At 74.5% G+C, this 18,378-nt stretch carries 7 protein-coding genes; 2 read left to right on the forward strand and 5 right to left on the reverse strand.

The window, feature by feature from the left end; translation table 11 throughout:
* Positions 1 to 4 precede the first annotated feature (4 nt).
* Complete coding sequence (locus tag IEZ03_RS02640; protein ID WP_184882476.1) at positions 5 to 2,155, reverse strand: hypothetical protein; 2,151 nt, start codon at positions 2,153 to 2,155, stop codon at positions 5 to 7.
* 227 nt (positions 2,156 to 2,382) lie between these two features.
* Here IEZ03_RS02640 and IEZ03_RS02645 point away from each other — a divergent pair, with 227 nt between their 5' ends.
* Both IEZ03_RS02645 and IEZ03_RS02650 read left to right on the forward strand, forming a co-directional pair.
* Complete coding sequence (locus tag IEZ03_RS02645) at positions 2,383 to 2,958, forward strand: 3'-5' exonuclease (protein WP_184882474.1); 576 nt, start codon at positions 2,383 to 2,385, stop codon at positions 2,956 to 2,958.
* A 2-nt stretch (positions 2,959 to 2,960) separates the two neighbouring features.
* On the forward strand, positions 2,961 to 5,711 hold the full coding sequence (locus IEZ03_RS02650) for an ATP-binding protein (RefSeq protein WP_184882472.1): 2,751 nt from the start codon (positions 2,961 to 2,963) through the stop codon (positions 5,709 to 5,711).
* 67 nt (positions 5,712 to 5,778) lie between these two features.
* Here the strand turns inward: IEZ03_RS02650 and IEZ03_RS02655 are convergent, their stop codons facing one another.
* Genes IEZ03_RS02655 through IEZ03_RS02670 form a run of 4 tightly spaced genes read right to left on the reverse strand, consistent with a single transcriptional unit; the run spans position 5,779 to position 18,243 of the window.
* Positions 5,779 to 6,957: a glycosyltransferase gene (locus tag IEZ03_RS02655; protein ID WP_229807954.1), complete on the reverse strand. Its 1,179-nt coding sequence runs from the start codon at positions 6,955 to 6,957 to the stop codon at positions 5,779 to 5,781.
* Between the two features lie 53 nt (positions 6,958 to 7,010).
* A complete protein-coding gene (locus IEZ03_RS02660; RefSeq protein WP_184882470.1) occupies positions 7,011 to 7,280 on the reverse strand; it encodes a phosphopantetheine-binding protein in 270 nt (89 codons plus the stop codon).
* A complete protein-coding gene (locus IEZ03_RS02665; RefSeq protein ID WP_184882468.1) occupies positions 7,277 to 11,542 on the reverse strand; it encodes a beta-ketoacyl synthase N-terminal-like domain-containing protein in 4,266 nt (1,421 codons plus the stop codon). The genes IEZ03_RS02660 and IEZ03_RS02665 overlap by 4 nt, the downstream gene beginning before the upstream one ends.
* The gene (locus IEZ03_RS02670; RefSeq protein ID WP_184882466.1) at positions 11,539 to 18,243 is read right to left on the reverse strand and encodes an SDR family NAD(P)-dependent oxidoreductase; all 6,705 of its coding nucleotides are present in this window, start codon (positions 18,241 to 18,243) and stop codon (positions 11,539 to 11,541) included. Before IEZ03_RS02670 ends, IEZ03_RS02665 begins: the two co-directional genes overlap by 4 nt.
* Between the last annotated feature and the right edge of the window lie 135 nt (positions 18,244 to 18,378).

An 18,378-nucleotide genomic window follows, 5' to 3' on the forward strand; every position in this document is an offset into this window, starting at 1 on the left:
GCGGTCAGCCCTTGCCGAAGAGCGGCGGGGGCCCCTGGCGGGGGTCGTCCGGTGACCGCGGGCCCGACTGCTGGCCGGGTGGCGGGCCCGGGTCGGACGCCAGGGGGGCACGCGGTGGGGGCGCTCCCTGCCGGGTGGCCCACTGCGGGGCGGGATGCGTGCCCCACTGCGGCTGGACGGGCGGAGCCAGAGCGGGGTCGGGGACTGGAACGGCCGCGGGCGGTGGGGGCGGGTCTGGGAGGGGGCCGGTGGTCACGCGGTCCAGGGTGATGATGGCCGGGTCGCATTCGACCGGCGTGATGGTGCGGCCACCGCCGGGGGCGGACAGGACCAGCAGCAGCGCGTGGTCCGGGAGGTGCTGGAGGGTGACGGGTTCGACGGCGTACTCGTACACGCGCTGGGTGGTGTCGGCGTCGCTCCAGTTGGTGCCCTCGGCGAAGGCGTAGGCGGCCGACCAGTTCCGGGACGTCGACGTGGCGGTCCCCCGGGTGTCGCTGGTGCTGCTGCCGCCGCCCCGGTTGCTGCCGCGCTGGGAGGACGTCGAGCGGTCGGGGAACAGCCCGAACATCTCGCCGCCCGAGTAGCTGACGCCGGACGAGCGGCTCGTCCCCCAGTTGCGGGACGTGCCCGTCGTGTGGCTGGTGCTGTAGGTGTCGGAGTCGCCCTCGCCCCGCGTGTCGGTGGACGTGTGCGACTCGTTCCCGCCGACGTTCTTCGTGATCTGCGACAGGACGAAGCGGTGGTCGCGCCCGATGAAGTCGGCGGCCTTCGCGGCGTCCTCGTGGTTGCCGAGCCGCATGAACGCGACCGCGCCGCCGCCGATCATCTCCGCGGACGTGTCCCGCAGCCGCCGGAACAGCAGGGTCAGCGGGACGCCGCGCCGCTCGCACGCGTCCGACAGCCGTTCCAGGTGGCGGCGGGCCAGTTCGTCGGCGCCGGCGATGACCAGCGCGGGCGTGGAGTCCTGGGACGCGGTGATGCGGTGCGTGACCCACTGGACGACCAGGTCGGTGAGCAGTTCGGAGCGGACGTTGCGGGCCCGGCTGTCGAGCGCGATGCACGTCAGGTAGCCGACACCCTCCTTCGAGGGCTCGGTGCCGAGGTTCTCCAGCGGGTGCACGTAGGACTCGATCCGCGACAGGTTGGCGTGGGCCTGGCGGCGGTACTCCACGGTGAAGAGGTTGCCGGTGATGTGCCGCCGCTCCTCGCGGGTCAGCAGGTCGCCGTCGTCGGGTTCGCCCATGAGGGCGCGGAGGGCCGCGGCGATCCGGCCTAAGGTGACGTTGTCGCCGAGGGCCCCGCACACCTTGGTGAGGATGCGGTCGTCCATGCTGCGGTCAGCGCGTGCGGCGTCCGGTGTACCGCCGTGTATGGATTCGACGACCGCGTCCACGAGGTCCTGCGGGGGCATGTCCGCCAGGAGCGTGGACGATGCCTGGCGGCTGGGCAGCAGTTGCGCGTCCACCCCCATCCAGGCCGCCTGGGCCAGCTCGACCAGTTCGCGGCTGACGAACTCCCTGGACAGGTCGAGCACCAGCAGCGGCTGGACCGCGAGTGTGGACGTCCCGTACGTGGTCAGCAGCGCCTCCCACGCCCACAGGTTCCCGCCGAACACGTCCAGGCGACGTCCAGGTCGTGGGGCGGCCCCCCACTCGGGCAGGGAATCGAGCCGCGCACGCTCTGCGGTGTCGTGGGCGTGCTTGCGCGCCTGCCATTGCCGCGCCTGGTCCTGGTAGCCGTTCGTGATCTGCTGCCGGGCCAGCTCGTACGCCTGGCGGGCGGCGTTCCGCTGCCGGACGGCCCACCAGGTCAGCGCCGTGCCCGGCGCAGCCACGATGGCCCCGAGCAGGAGCGACCCGACCGGGACGGCCGCGCCGGAGCCGGGCGCGGTGCAGGCGGCGAACAGCAGGAGGAGGGAGCCGATGCCCGCGCTCACCGGGAAGGTCCGGCTGAGGCGGCGCTGGGCGGCCTGCTCGGTCTCGCGGACGCGGCGCGCCAGGTAGTCCGGCAGCGCCTGCTGCCGCGGCGGAGGCTCCGGGAACGGCCGCAGGAACCACCAGCGGTCCCGGAAGACCCAGCCGAGGCGGGGGTCGGGGCTGAAGAGCCGCTCGCGGCGCGACAGCAGTCCTGCAGGATCGACCGGTCGGCCCATCACGACCTGACCCCCCGTTCTCCTCGGGTGCCGATTCGATCGTCACGCCCTGCGGGGTATGCGCGGCGATGCCCAAACAACCCAAGCAGATTGACACGGAACTTGTCAGGCCATCGGCCCCGAAACGGCCTTCCCAATGGCGGGCTTGCTCAATAGCCTGACTGCCCATGGCGGACGGCGGGGGACGGGGCGCGGGCCGCGTTCGCGCCCGTCCTGGAAAGGCGTGTGTGATGGCGCGGGTCGAGCTGTACGTCTCGGTCGACGTCGAGGCGGACGGGCCGATCCCCGGGCCGTACTCGATGCTCAGTTTCGGCATGGCCGTATGCGGGACGTTCGACGGGGCGGAATTCACCGGGCACGACCCGTCCGAGCGGACCTTCTACGCGGAGCTGAAGCCGATCAGCGACGGCTTCGACCCGCGGGCCCTGGACGTCAGCGGGCTGGACCGCGAGCGGCTCGCCCGGGAGGGCCGCGATCCGGCGGAGGCGATGCGGGACGCGTCGGCGTGGGTCAAGTCGGTCGCGGGCCGCGCGCTGCCGGTGCTGGTGGCGTATCCCCTGGCCTACGACTGGATGTGGCTGTACTGGTACTGGATGCGGTTCACGTCGCACTCCCCTTTCGGCCATTCACGGCATCTGGACATCAAGAGCCTCTACGCGGCCAAGGCGGGCGCGATGGTGGCGCAGTCGACGAAGCGCCAGATGCCGGCGGCGCTGCTGGCCGCGCGCCCGCACACGCACAACGCCCTGGACGACGCCCTTGAGCAGGCGGAACTGTTCCAGAACCTGTTCCGCTGGGACGGCTGACCATGTGGGACGTGGTGCGCGGCATGCCGGTCTGCCGCCTGCTGGAGGTTCCGCGGCGGGACGCGGCGGACGGGCGGGACGAGTGGCGCGACCAGCGGCTGGCCGCGCTCGTGTCGGCGTACCACGCGGGCGGGGAGCCGGTGCTGGTCGGCTGGCGGCGCACGCTGGCGTCCGGTCCCACGGAGGTGTTCGTCGGCGGGGACGGGCTGCTCGCCGACCGCGCCGGGAGCGCCGCCACGCTCAGCCTCCCGGCGGGCGGCCGCGGCGTCCTGCTCCCGGAGGGCATCGCCGAGGACTCGATGGCGCACTGGGTCGGCATCGGCGCCGTCGCCGACGGGCTGCTGGTGGACGACCTCCCCGGCGACGGCCCACGGGACGATCCCGCGCGGCCGTCCCTGGAGGACGGCCTGCTGTCGGTGTGGATGCAGCCGTTCGCCTGGCTGCTGGTCGCCGAGCCGATGACGGCCCCGGAGACCGAGCGGCTGGCGGACCGGCTGGCCGACCGGCAGCGGCACGCCCAGTCGATGGCGGAGATGTCGCCCGAGTACTCGGTCACCGCCGTCCGGATGGAGCGCCGCCACCGCGAGGTGCGCCAGGCGGCCACCTCCGGCCTGTGGCGGGTCCATCTGCTGGCCGGGGCGGCGACGCCGCGGGCCGCGGCGCGGGTCGCCGCGCTGGTGTGCGCGTCGGCCGACCTGAGCCGGCTGCCGTACGCGCTCGTCCCCGGCGCGGCGGGCCCGTTCGAGGCGAGCACGCAGCTGGTGGCGGCGCTGGCGCGGCCGCCGGTCCGGGAGGTCGCCGGGGTGCGGTTCGCGATGCGGCCCGAGTTCGACGTGACGCCGGAGTTCGACGCCGCGTCCGGGCCGGCGGGCGCGAGCGTCCCGCTGGGGCGCGTCCTGGACCGCAACCGCCGCGAGGTCGGGCCGCTGTCGCTGCCGCTGTCCAGCCTGAACCGGCACACGTTCGTGTGCGGCGCGACCGGCTCCGGGAAGTCGCAGACCGTCCGGTCGCTGCTCACCGCCGCCGCGCACGCCGGGCTGCCGTGGCTGGTGGTCGAGCCGGCCAAGGCGGAGTACCGGCTGATGGCGGCGCGGCTGCCGGACGCGGAGGTCGTCGCGATCCGGCCCGGCGACGCGGACGCGATCGCCGCCGGCATCAACCCCCTCGAACCGGCGACGGGCCCCGACGGGCGGCCGTTCCCGCTGCAGACCCACGCCGACCTCGTCCGCGCGCTGTTCCTCGCCGCCTTCGACGCCGACGAGCCGTTCCCGCAGGTGCTCGCCGCGGCGCTGACCCGCTGCTACGAGCGGCTCGGCTGGGATCTGGCGCTCGGGGAGCCCGCCATCCCTGGGACGTCCCCCCGCTACCCGACCCTCGCCGACCTGCAGGCCACCGCCGAGCAGGTCGTGACCGACATCGGCTACGGCCAGGAGATCACCGACAACGTGCGCGGGTTCATCCGCGTCCGGCTGTCCAGCCTCCGGCTCGGCACGACCGGGCGGTTCTTCGAGGGCGGCCACCCCATCGACTTCGACGCGCTGCTCGCCCGCAACGTCGTCCTGGAGATCGAGGACGTCGGGGACGACCGCGACAAGGCGTTCCTGATGGGCACCGTGCTGGTGCGGCTGGTGGAGCACCTGCGGATGCGGCAGCGCCAGGGCGCCCCGGCGGGGCTGCGGCACCTGAGCGTGTTCGAGGAGGCGCACCGGCTGCTGCGGCGGAGCGAGGAGGCGGGCCCCGCGTCGCACGCCGTGGAGACGTTCGCGAGCCTCCTGGCGGAGATCCGCGCGTACGGGGAGGGGCTGGTGGTGGCGGAGCAGATCCCGTCGAAGCTGGTCCCGGACGTCATCAAGAACACCGCCGTCAAGATCGTCCACCGGCTGCCGGCGAAGGACGACCGGGACGCGGTCGGCGCCACGATGAACATCACCGACGACCAGTCGCAGTTCCTGGTCACGCTCACGCCCGGCGAGGGCGCCGTGTTCACCGACGGCATGGACTTCCCGCACCTGGTCCGCATGCCGGACGCCTCGCACCTGGAGAAGGCGGCGCCGGTCGCGTCGGCCCGCGTCCTGGTGAGCCCGCGGAGCGGCACGTGCGGGGCGGACTGCCGCGACTCCCCCTGCACGCTCCGGGACATGCGCACCGCCCAGCGCGCCCTTGAGGCCCGTCCGGAACTCGTGCTCTGGGCGGAGCTGGCCGCCGCCGCCCATCTGACCGGCTGGGGCACGCCGACCCTGTCCCCGTCCGTGCTCGACGGGCTGCCCGCGCGGCTTCGCGACTGCACCGTCTCCCACGCCGTCGACGCCGCCGTGGCCGCGCGCAGCGCCCGAAGCGACCTGGCCGGACATCTCGTGGACGCTCTGCACGGGCACCCTTGCGGGGCCGAGGAGAACGAGTTCTTCGCCACGCCTTACCGCTGGTGCCTCGTCCTAGAAGAACTTCAGGAAGCGCATAAGGTGAACGCCGACGCGGGCAGGCATCCCCGGAGCGAAGAATGGGCCGCGTTCCATGGCCGCGTCATTCCCGGCGACACCCTCGCCGACCAGCTCGGTCACATGACCGCGTGGTGGACTCGGGACCAGCGCGACCTGGAAGCCCGCAACACCGCCCTCTGGGGCTCCACTTCGGCGATCGAAACCGCTGTGGGCGCTCTACGCGGCGATTCCGATTGGCAGGACCGGCTCCGGGAGGCGACGACCCGCCTCCGGGTTCCCGCGGGACTCCTGGACTCCTACGTCGTCGACGGCTAGGGCTGCTGGGCCTGCCCGTACGGGTACCCCGGCGACTGCCCGGGAAGCCCCGCGCCTCGCGGGCTGGTCAGGCCAGCTTCTCGAGGCGGTCGGCGGCTTCGGCGACGCCTCCGGCGGAGGCGATCGAGGTGCGGACGCGTTCGGCGGCCGCGCGGTAGGGGTCCTCCTTCAGGACGGCGGTGAGGGCCGTGCGGAGCTCGTCGGCGCGGGCGCGGGCATGGCGGACGCGGACGCCCGCCCCCGCGGACTCGACCTGCCCGGCGATCACCGGCTGGTCGTCCCGGACCGGCGCCACCACCAGCGGAAGGCCCTGGGCGAGCGACGCGCAGACGGTGTCGTGGGCGCCGTCGCAGACGACGGCGGAGACCCGCTCCAGCAGCTTGTGGCGCGGGACCTGCTCCCGGACGAGGACGTTCGGCGGCGGATCGGGCAGCGCGCCCGGATCCGTCTCGAAGACCGCCTGGACGTCCACGCCGCGGACGGCCTCCGCCGCGACCCGGAAGAAGCGGTCGCGCACCGGGCCGTCCGGCGCGCCGAGGGTGACGAGGACGGCGGGCCGGCCGTCCAGGTCGTCCCACGGGAAGGCGCGCGGCGCGGGACGTTCGGGCGCCGGGCCGACGAAGGCGAAGTGGCCGGGGAAGAACGAGGTGTCGCCGATCAGCCCCGCCGCGGTGAACACCAGCACGAGGTGGTCGGAGAAGCGCAGGTCGAGCAGGTCCTCGATGCCGTGGTCGAGCTGGAAGTCGGCGATCAGCTCCCGGATCCACTCCTCGGCCCGCGGGAAGGCGGCGAGCGGCCGGGTGAACTCGGCGGACGTCGCGGCGGAGGTCGCCCATGGGAGCTCGCGGCGGCGCGCGGCGACGGGCGCGGCGAGGGCGAGCTGGTCGGCGATGACGGCGTCCGGCCGGAATCGGTCGATCGCCTTCTCGACGCCCGGCAGCATCGCGTGGCCGAGCGGGACGAGGAGGTCCTCCCAGAGGAAGCGGAGGGCGGCGAGCCCGCGCAGGTCCAGCCAGTCGCCGTGGAGCCCGTGCAGGCGCCGCTCGAAGTCCTCCTCGACGGCGCTGTAGAGCCGGGAGCCCGGGCGGATCCGGGGTTCGAGGGAAGCCCGGTGCCCGGTCCACGCGACCTTGTGGCCGCGCCGGACGAGCTCGGCCGCGACGGCGTTATTGGCGGTGACACTGCCGGCAGTGCCGTCGCCCAGCGGCGGGACCGCGAACAGGAAACGGCGTTCGGGGGTTCTCACCCGGCGGATCCCGGGGTCTTCGAGCAGGGACGGAACCCTCACACGGCGGGCGTTCACCGGGCGGCTCCCGCGAGGTGGTCCGCGACGTCCCCGACGGTCAGGCCGAGGAGCTCGTCGAGGTCCAGGCCCGCGACGAAGGCGGGGAGGTCGGCTCGGTCGCCGTAGCGGGCGCGGAGCCTTGCGGCGAAGGCGGCGAACTCTATGCTCTCCAGAGCGAGGGCTCCGGTGAACGTGGTCTCCGGCCCGATCTCCACGTCGGGGAGGAAGTCCTCCCCTAGGACGTCGGTCAGTATCCGGACGACCTCTGCCAGGTCGTCATTCATGCTCGGGCCTCCTCCATGCCGGTTCCGCCGGACTCCGCCGTCCAAGCCACGACGTGTCCTTCGACTTCGCGCGTCTGCACCGCCATGACCGTGTCGCCGGTGGCGACGAGGAGCCGTTCGGTATCGGTGAAGGTCACGGCCACCTCCGGACGGTCTGCATCGGTGTTCATCGCTTGCAGTGCTGCTTGCTTCGCTGCGCGTATACGTGCGTCCTTTTCTCCTCGGGCGGGGTCGTCTTGGACCAGACCGATGCCTGCTGGTTCGGTGCCGGGCCGCACCAGGGCCACGCCCAAGTCGGCGTCTGTTGCGATGGAGATGGTGAGGGGCTCGTCGAACGGTCCCGTGACCCGTGGCCCGTCATGGATTGTGAGTTCCGCGGGGAACAGGGGGCCGTGGCCGTTGCGCCATAGGTGGGCCCGGATGGCGTCCTTGGCCGCGATCCTTCCGAGCAGCCATGGGCCTTGCTCGAACGGCGGGAGGGCCTCGTACTCGGCGCGCTCGCTGGAGCAGAGGTACTGGCGCATGAGGAGATCGCGGGACACGGTCCCTTCCCAGCGTTTGCGGGCCAGGCACCAGCCGCCCGGCTGCGCTTCCCCCGTCCCGGACACCTCGGGGGTGAACTTCATCCGCCAGAGGGCTTCGTCGGTGTAGAAGCGGTGGGTCGTCCACCCGTCGACGCGTCCCCATACCGTTCCGTCCGCACGGACCATCTCTGCTGCGCAACGCATCGTGGTGTCGGTCAGGGACTGGTTCCAGACGGTCGTTTCCAGACGTTCCCCTTCGGGTGGCAAGGGCCCGTACAGGGAGACCCGTTCGATCCCGACCGGGAAGACGGTTTGGTTGGTGTCGCCGTACACCTGGATCCAGTGGCAGCAGAGCTGGCCGACGTTGTCCAAGAGCGCGCCTGGCGCGGGGAGCGGCGCAAGGACGGCGCGTACACCGTCCTCTGCGAGGGCCGTGATCTCGGTGATTCCGCGGAAGAGCGGGCCTTGGAACATCCAGCGTTCCTCGTACAGCCGTTCCGCGGTGACTATGGGCGGGCCTTCGATGCTCAGCGGCGTGCCGTCCTGTAGGGGTGACGGCGGGTAATGGTCGGCGAGCAGGACCGTCCCGTCCACGTAACCGTCGATGACGACCTTCACCTTGCCCGGCCTGGCGGCGCCGTCGACAACGCGGGCGTTGATGTCGGCGGTGGTGGGCGGGGCGGCCACGACCCAGCGGACGGCGCGGACGTCCTCGAACCCCACGACGACCGAGCCGGGCAGCAGGCTCCGCGCCGCGCCCGCCATGACCTCCAGCAGCGTCGCCAGCGGAACGATCGGGAACCTGTCCGACATGTCGGGCCAGTCAGGCGCCTGCGGGACCACGCAGTGGTCCCGCAGGTACGGCATGGTCGTAAGCGCGAAAATACGGGACGCAGCGGACTCCCCCGCCACCGGCGCCGGGTCACGGGACGGCGCGGACGCCGCCCCGCCGCCGAACGCCTCCACGACGGCCTTCGCCCCCGTCGCCGCGTCGTTCAGCAGCGCCTCCAGCTCGGCCATGACGGGGTCGTCGGCCGGGAGCGGCGGAACTGCGGAGGTGAGCCTGATGGGCGCCACGGTACCCGCCAGGCTGACCATCGGCGTTCCGAGGTCCAGCGTCATGCCCGTGGCCGGCGGGGGCGGCGGCGACGCGCCGTAACCCTCGGCCCACAGCGCGGCGAGGACCCGCCGGAGTTGCGCCATCCCGTCCCGCTGCGGGACGTTCACGGCCATCGCCAGATGCTCCCGGTCCCCCAGCCCGTCGGCGACGAATCCCGGGAGGCTCCCGGGGCCCACCTGCACGAACGCCCGCACGTGGGCCGTGCCGTACAGCTCCCCGATCAGCCTGCTGAACCGGACCGGCTCGCGCAGATGCCGGACGACGAGGTCGCGCACATCGGACGGCGACGGCGGATAGGGAGCGACCGTCGTCCCCGACCACAGCGGCACCCGCGGCTCGTGCACCGGCAGGCCCTCGAACGCGTGCCGCACCTGCTTCTCGTACGCCTCGGCGTAGGGCGTGTGGAGGCCCGACCGGAACGGCAGCTCCTGCCCGAGGACCCCCTCGGACGCGAGCCGCCCGAGGATGTCGCGGACCTCCCGGGCGGGGCCGCAGATCACCGACTGGTGCGGGCAGTTGTCGTGGCTCACGAAGACACCGGTGCGTCCCCCGGCCGCCTCCGCCGCCTGCGCGGCTCCGCAGCCGAGCGCCGCGTACACGAGTTCGGGCATGCCCGCCGTCAGACCGTCGAGGGCGCCGATCAAAGGGTCCGCCGCGTCCGCGTCGAGGAGCCCGGTGGCGATCATGGCCGTCCACTCACCGAGGCCGTGGCCTGCCGCGACGTCCGGTTCGACGCCGAGTTCGGCGAGCGCCGACGCCAGCAGGCGTCCGGTGCCGATCGTGTCCGCGGCGTGGCCGGCCAGGTCGGTGCTCCCGGCCGGCTCCGGCTTCGGCCAGCCGAAATGCTCGGCGACGTCGTCCACGCGCGGGGCGAAGGCGGGCTCGAAGCCAGGGAACAGGAAGGCCAGCCGTCCGCCCTCTGCGAGGAGCGGACGCGGTGAGAACCAGACGTCGCTGCGGCCTCGCCAGGCCGTTCCGCGCTGGACGACGGCTCGCGCCAGTTCAAGCCTGTGCGAGGTAGGGGCGACCATGGCGATCCGGCAGGGCAGGTCTGGGGCGACGTCCTCTGAAGCCCGTGCCAGGAGTTCCTCGTCGGGGACGTCCAGGGCCGCGGCCAGTTCGTCGGTCGTGCGGGCGGCCAGTCGCAGGACGGCCTCGCCCGACTCCGGCGCGCGGAGCCGCCGGGGCCGCCGCCTCCGCCGGACGCCACCGGACGGCGGCTCCTCCAGGATGACGTGCGCGTTCGCCCCGCCGAACCCGAACGCGTTGACCACGGCGCGCCGCGGGCCGTCCCCGCGCTCCCACTCGGCGGCCTCCCGCACGGGCCGCAGCCTGGCGTTCTCCAGCGCGGGATGCGGGTCGTCCACATGCAGCGTGGGCGGCAGCACACCGTCGCGCAGCGCGTAGGCCGCCTTGATCAGCCCCGCGATGCCGGCGGCGGGCATCGCGTGCCCGATCATCGACTTGACCGTGCCGAGGCCGATCGGCGGGCCGTCCGCGCCGAACGCCCGGCGCAGCGTCGCCAGTTCCGCCGCGTCCCCCGCCGGGGTGCCGGTGCCGTGCGCCTCGACCAGGCCGAGCGCGCCGGGCTCCGCCGGGTCGAGGCCCGCGTCCCGCCAGGCGCGCTCGACCGCCAGGACCTGCCCCTCCACCGGCGGGTTCAGCAGGCTCGCCGCGCGGCCGTCGCTGGACGACCCGGCGCCGAGGATGACCGCGTGGATCCGGTCCCCGGCCCGCTCGGCGTCCGACAGCCGTTTGAGCAGGACGATTCCGGTGCCCTCGGCGAGCAGGGTGCCGTCCGCCGCCCGGTCGAACGGCCGGATCGTCTCGCTCGGGCTCAGCGCCCGGAGCCGGCTGAGCGCGCTCCAGACGGTCGCGTGGTGGGAGTGGTGGACGGCCCCGGCCAGCATGGCGTCGGCCTGCCCGCCGCGCAGTGCCCGGACGGCGTGCTCGACCGCCAGCAGCGCCGACGCGCACGCCGCGTCCAGCGTGTACACGGGGCCGCGCAAGTCGAACCCGTGCGCGATCCGGGACGCGGCGAAGCCCGGGACCAGCCCGGTCGAGGCGTCGGGGGCGTCCGGTCCCAGCCGGTCGCAGAACGCGCGGCGGATCTCCTCCAGCCGGGAGCTTCCGAGCTCCGGCACCAGCTCCGCGAGGATCCCGGCGATCTGGTGGGACGTCCCGACCCGCTGGTCGAACCGCGCCATGCCGGGGGTGAGGTGGCCGCCGCGTCCGATGACCACGCCGACCGCGGCCCGGTCGGGCAGCCGTTCGGCGCCGCCGGCGTCCGCGATCGCGTCGCCGGCGGTCCGCAGCGCGAGGAGCTGGTCGGGCTCCATCGTCCGCACCGCCGCCGGGGTGATCCCGAACCGCGCCGGGTCGAACGTGGCCAGGTCGTCGACGAACCCGCCGCGACGGCAGTAGAACCGGTCGCTCTCTGGCGGCCGCCCGTAGGCGCCGGGGTCGTAGTAGAGCGCGGGGTCCCACCGCCCGGCCGGCACCTCGGTGATCGCGTCGAACCCGGCCAGGACGTTGCGCCACAGCTCGGCCGCCGACCCGGCCCCGGGGAACACCGCCCCGGCGCCGACGATCGCGATCGGCTCCGGAGCGCGGCTCACGTGACGGCCCCGGTGAACACGACCTGTGTCTCGTCCCCGTGCGCGATCTCCCGCAGCAGCGCCGCCGCGCCCGCGCCCGGCTCGATCGGCCCGGCCTCGCCGCCCGTCCCCCACCGCGCCCAGTCGGCGACGAGGACCCGCCCGCGCAGCCGCGTCCGCCACATGTGCGCGAGCGCCGCGCACGCGTCGCTCGCCGCCGCGTGGTCGCTCTCCCCGCGGACGCCGTGCACCCCGGCGAGGCCGCCGAGGACGACGAAGAACCCGAGGTTCGGCTTGGCCGCCTGCGCGAGCGCGCACGCCCCGTCCACCTTCGTCCGGTACACGCGCTCGAATGACACCGGCGTCTTGTCCTGGATCAGGCGGTTCTCGACGAGCCCGGCACCGTGGACGATCCCGTCGAGCCGCCCATGCCGCCTGTGCACGTCACCGAGGACCTCCCGGACGATCTGCGCATCACGCACGTCACCGGAGTGATACCGGACGGACGCCGCATGCTCCCGCAACGACTCCAGATTCCGGCGTATCTCCCGATCCACCAGGGTGCGCCGTATCGTCGCCTCGATCTCCTGCGTCCGCCCGGCCGCCACCAGGGCGCGCCGGAGCCCCGCTTCGTCCGGGATATCCGGGTATGCGGGCTCGCCGACGGGCTCCGGGGTGCGTCCCATGACCTCGATGCGGCACTTGCTCGTCCGCGCCAGCTCCAGCGCCACGCGCGCGGTGATGCCCCGGGCTCCCCCGGTGAGCAGCACGACCGCGTCCGTTTCCAAGGGGACGACCGGGTCGCCGCTCAGTTCCGCCGGCACCAGGCTCAGCCCGCGCCGCAGACCGCCCTCGTGCCCGACCACGACCGGCGCCGCCGCGTCGAGCAACTCGGCCATCATCCGGCTTGCGATCGCCCTGGGGGTGTCCTTGGTGTCGACGTCCAGCGCCCGCACGAGCACCTCGGGATACTCCTGCGCGACCGTCCGCGCCAATCCGCGAAGCCCCGCCCCGGGCCGCGGGTCCCCGATGCCGCCTTCGAAGGGCTGCCCGAACCTCCCGCCGGCCCCGCTCGCGACGACGAGCCACCGCAGCCCGCCGGCCAGCGCCCGCCGGACGCCCTCGTACGCCTCGGGCAGCACGCTCGTCGCCGCCGGCCGCAGCGCCCCCAGGTGGATCAGGCCGTCACAGGGCCCGTCGACGTCCCGCGGCGTCCGCACCTCCGCACCCTGCCGTTCGAACATGGCGGCCAGCTCCAGCGCGATGCCGCACCCGTCGTCCACGACGATGAACCGCCGCCCCGCGAACAACGTCCCCGACTCGGGCGGCACCGGCAGCGCGTCCAACTCCACGACCCGCAGAACATGCCGCACCACCTGCCGCCGCCCAACCGACAACAAGCCGCCCGCGTCGACCCGCGGCCAAACCTGCTGATCCCCGCCCCTCGCCCGCCCGGCCTTACGCCCCCGAGCAGCCTCACCGGCCCCTCCCGAAGCCCCCCGCTCCCCGTTCCGCACGGACACCCCTTCGTCGACCGACGGCTCCGGCGCCACAGGCTGATGACGCGCGGACACCCGCCCCCGCTCATCCGAGCCCGGCTGGGCGAACGCCTCCTCCGAGACCGACCGTCCGCTCTGCGCGGACGCACTTCCGGCGGTCGACGCCTCCTCCGCGGAACGCCGGTCGCTCGCGAACGCCCCCATCCGCTCGTCCGGGCTCCGGTGGGTGGTTGCCTCGCTCGACATCCGTCCCCCGGGTTGCACGGACGCCCCTTCGGTAGAAAGCGACCCCTGCTTGGACGTCTGATTCCGCTCATCCGAGTCCGGTTGGGCGGATGCCTCGTTCGACATCGGCTGTCCGCTTTGCGAGGGAGCTTCGGCCGAGTTCTGTGTGGCCGTGCTCTGTCGCGTGTCCGGGGTGGGCTGCGCAAGCCTTGCGGATGCGGCTTGTGTGGATGGCGCATTTTCTGGCGCGTCATCCTCGGGGGGCATCGTGCCCCGTGTGGGGTCGGCGTCGGAGCTTGCGGATGTCCCGTTCGGCGTGGAGGTTGCGTCCTGTGTGGGCACTCCGCCCTTCGAAACAGCGCCGTGCTGGGGTTGCTTGGTGGGGTCGCCACTTGGTGGGCGCCGGCCGTTCGGTGCTTCTGGGCTGTGCTGGGCGGGCACCTCGGCAGACGTTGGCCTCAGGGCCGTTTCCGGGTCGTCCGGGGTAGCGGCGAGGGCCTGTTCGGCGGGGCGGGGAGCTGGGACGGGGGCGGGCGGCATCGCGCCCAGGTGGCGGAGGATGACTTCGCGTTGGGCGGCGATCAGTTCGCGGCCGGTGCGCAGGTACTCCAGGACGGCGGCCTCGGAGGCGCGGTTGAGAGGGCTGGAGATGCGTTCGGCCGGGCGTAGCGCGTTGGGCGGGTAGGTGCCGTCTGCGGCGCGGACGAGGTGGCCGTTCACGAACCAGGCGGGCGCGGCATCGGGTACGGATGTGAGCGGGTGCGCGCCGCGGCCGGTGAAGAGGGGCAGCGGGTCGACGGAGACACCGGCGGCGGCCAGTTCGGCGAGGCTGTGCAGGAGGTGGGTCAGGCCGTGCTCGCCGGGGGCGTCGCAGCTCACGGCGGTATGCGGGCGGTCGCCGAGTATCTCGCCGACGAGGCCGGTCAGGACGCGTCCGGGGCCCGCCTCGATGAAGGTGCGGGCGCCCGCGTCGTACATGGCCTCGATCTGCTCGGCGAAGCGCACCGGCGCGCCGTGCCGTCCGGCCAAGGCGGCGGCGAGGTCGGCGGGGTCGGTGTCGTGCGGGGCGGCCGTCGCGCCGGCCCAGACGGGGAAGGCGGGCGAGCGTAGGTCGCGGGCCTGCAAATCGGCCGCGGCGGCGGAGAGTTCGATCAGGTCGGTGTCGTCGAGGACGCCTGCGGCGCAGAGTGCGACGAGTTCGCCGTGGCCGTGGCCCGCGGCCAGGTCGGGGTGGATGCCCAGCGCGGTCAGCAGGCGGTGGGCGGCGAGACCCGCGATGCCGAGGGCGGGCCGGGCGACGCGGTCGATGTCCGCGAGCCGGTGGGCGGTCTCGTCCGGCGTGAACGCGGTGGGTGGGAACATCGCCGGGGCGTACCGTCCGCCGGCTAGGCGGAGGAGGCGCTGGAGGCGCGGGAAGGCGACGAAGAGGTCGGCGAGCATGTTCGGCCGCTCGCTGCCCTGGCCGGGGAAGAGGAACGCCACCTGGCCCGCCTCGCCGGAGGGGATGAAGACGCCGGGTGCCGGCTGGAACTCCGCGGCGAGGGTGAGCTTGCGCCGGAGGTCGTCCAGCCCGGTCGCCGCGAAGGCCGCCTGGACGGGTCCCTGGAGGGAGGCGGCCGTGCGCGCGAGGTCGCGGAGCCGGGGTTCGCCGGCGGAGAGTTCGGTGAGGCGGTCGAGCTCGGCGCGGGCGGCGGGACGGTCGGCCGCGCGGATCAGGAACAGCTCGGCCGGCCACTCCGGCAGCCCGGACACGGGCTCGGGCGCGCCGTCGTATCCGGACAGCACGGCGTGGAAGTTCGCGCCGCCGTGGCCGAAGGCGCTCAGCCCCGCGTACCGGTCGCGGGGACGGGTCGCCCACGGCCGGGCGGCGCCGCCGAACACGAACGGGCCGTCCGGCTCCCACTCGGGGACGGGACGGACGAGGTGCGGCGTCCCGGGAAGCACGCCCCGGTACACGGCGTACGCGGTCTTGATGAGGCCGGCGAGCCCCGCGGCGCGGCGGGTGTGGCCGATCTGCGCCTTGACCGAGCCGAGCGTGACGCTGCCCGGCGCAGCGCCCGTGAACGCCGAGGAGAGGGCGGACAGTTCCGTCGTGTCGTCCACTTCGGCACCGGTGCCGTGCGTCTCGATCAGCCCGATCGACGCGGGTGCGACGCCCGCGCGTTCGTAGGCGCGGTCGAGTGCGAGGCACTGCCCGTCGGCGCGGGGCGTGGTCAGGCCCTGGGAGCGTCCGTCGCTGGACGCGGCGACCGACTTGACGACGGCGTAGACGCGGTCGCCGTCCCGTTCGGCGTCCGCGAGTCGCTTGAGGACGACGCAGGCAACGCCCTCACCCGGCACGATGCCGTCGGCGGATGCGTCGAACGCGGCTGAGCGCCCGGACGGCGACAGCTCCGGGCCGAGCAGCAGGTAGTCCTGGACGCCGGTGCCCAGGTCGGCGGCTCCGCACAGCACCATGTCGCTGGCGCCCAGCGCGAGGTCCTTGCAGGCGGCGTCGAGTGCGGCGAGGGAGGCGGCGCCGGCGGCGTCCACGGTGTAGCCGGTCCCCGCGAGGTCGAGGACGTGGGCGATCCGTCCGGCGATCACGTTGGTGAGGACGCCCGCGAGGGACTCCGCGGCCGGGCGCGGCAGCCGTTCGTCCAGCTCGGCGGGGAGTTCGCCCAGGTAGGACGGGAGCATCGCCCGCATGCCGTGGGCGGCGGCGAGGTCACCACCGCCGTCGGCGCCGAAGAAGACCGAGGTCCGGGAGCGGTCGAACGGCCGGTCGGCGTATCCGGCGTCCCGGAGCGCGCGGGACGCGACCTCCAGCGCGAGGAGCTGGATCGGGGCGATGCCGCCGAGCGCACCGGGCGGGATGCCGTACACCTCGGGGTCGAACGGGATGTCGGGGATGAAACCGCCCCATTTGGACGGCGTACGCCCCTCACCGGACGGGTCGTAGTGGATCTCGGCGTCCCAGCGCGTGACCCCGGTGAGGCAGTCCGCGCCCGCGACGATGTTCGCCCAGTACCCGTCGGCGTCGCGGGCGCCGGGGAACACGCAGCCGATGCCGATGATCGCGACGTCGGCCGGGCGCGGCCGACGGCCGCCCGGCGCGGGACGCGGCCCGCCGATGCCCAGTTCGGCCGCGCGGGCCGCGAGGAACGCGGTCGCACCGGAGGTGACCTGCTCGTGGAGCCCGGCGATGCCGGTCGCGGCCGAGCGCAGCGCGGCGGCCTCACCGAGCACGTACAGGCCGGCGGCCCGCTGCTCGGCGGCGTCGACCGGGTTGGACCGGCGCGTCCCCTTGGCGGCGACGCACAGGCGGGCGAGGTTCAGCTTCTCGAGCCTGCGCCCCACCTCGTCGCCGGACGTCCCGACCTGCTCCAGCTCCCGGCGGGTCTCGGCGAACGTGTCCACGTACGGGGTGCGGGCGCAGCGGGTCACCCGGCCGGCGGACGACTCCAGCAGCGCCGTCCCGTCGCAAGCGAGCGCGACGTCCTGGTAGCCCGGCTGGATCGCGCCCGTCGCGACCGCCTCCGTCGTGAACAGGTACCCGGTGCCCATCAGGACGCGGACGTCGGCGCCCCGTTCCGCCAGCGGCCCGGCCAGCGCCGCGACCATGGCCGCGGACCGCTCGTCATGGACGCCGCCCGCGAACATCACCGACAGCTCACCGGCGTCGCCGCCGAACGCCATCAGCCGTTCGACCTGCGCCTCCCACAGCGCGAAGGCGGGGCGCGGCCCGGCGTGCCCGCCGCCCTCGCGGCCCTCGAAGACGAACTTCCGCACGCCCTCGTCCAGGAACCGTTCCAGCAGGCCGGGCGACGGGACGTGGAGGTAGGCGCTGATCCCGGCCTCCTCCAGCGCAGCGGCCTCCGCCGCGCACCCGCCCGCGACGAGCGCGTACGGGGGGCCGGCCGCGCGGACCGCGGCGAGCTGCGCCTCGCGGACGTCCGGGGGCGTGAACCCGGCGGGCGCGGCGGCGGCGATTCCGGCCCCCCAGGGCCGTCCGCCGAGCCGGTCGGCGGTCTCGCGCAGCAGTGCCGCGACCTGGTCGCCGTCCATCAGGGCGAGGGCCAGGAACGGCAGGCCGCCCTCCTGCGCGACGGCGCCCGCGAACGCGGAGCTGTCGCTGACGTGGGTCATCGGCGCCTGGACGACCGGGTACGCGCACCCGGCGGCGTCCTCGCGCGGGGCGAGCGGCTCCGCCCGCACGGCGGCCCGCAGGTGCGCGGCGATCTGCTCGCGGATCGCCTGGACCACTCCCCCGGCCGTCTTGTACCGGGCGGCGAGCGCCGCGGCGGACGGCCCGTCCTGCCCCACCCGTCCCCACGGGGTCGTGGTGCCGTCCGGCTCCGACAGCGCGGCCTCGACCTCGGCGGACGGGTCCGCCTCCCGGACGAGCGCGAGCTGCACGTCGAGGACGACCCCGGCCGCGCCGCCCGCGACCGCCGCCGCGGCCGTGTGCGGCCCGATGCCGCCCGCCGCGTACACCGGGACGTCCACCGACGGGTCGGCCATGAGCCGCTGGAGGAGGACGAACGTGCCGAGGCCACCGGCGCGTCCGCCCGCTTCGGCGCCCCGCGCGATGAGCCCCACGTCCCCGGTGAACCCGCGGGCGACGGGGATGACGGCGGCGGCCTCGTCCGGATCGACGACCTCGACCAGGAGGCGGCGGCCCCGCGCGAACCCGGCGACGTCCAGCGAGTCGTCGGACCGCAGCGCCGGGGCGTCCACCAGGACGGTGTCGGCGGCGGCCGGGAGCTCGGCGGGCCGGACGCGGCAGCCGGCCGGGACGCGGACCCCGAACGGGCCCGTCCACCAGCGGCGCAGGTCCGTGAGGGCGGTGAGCCCGGACGCGCGGTCGGCGCCGAGGTCGAGCACCCCGGTCCCGCCCGCGCGGGCGACCGCCACGGCGAGATGGGACGCGGGACGGCCGAACGGGGTGACCCCGATGATCTCCGGCTGCGGCCGGTTCTCCGGCACCCGCCCGTACTCGCCCGTGTCCGCCGCCATGCAGTGCCCCCCGATGTTCCGCCCGGCCCAGGCCGGCCACCCGGACCGGCCGCGCGGACCGGCGACGGCCCGGCGCGGCTCGCATCAACGGAGCGTCACACTACGGTCGGCGACCATCGGGTCACCCGGACGACA

This window comes from Actinomadura livida (assembly GCF_014648675.1).
GTDB lineage: Bacteria > Actinomycetota > Actinomycetes > Streptosporangiales > Streptosporangiaceae > Spirillospora > Spirillospora livida.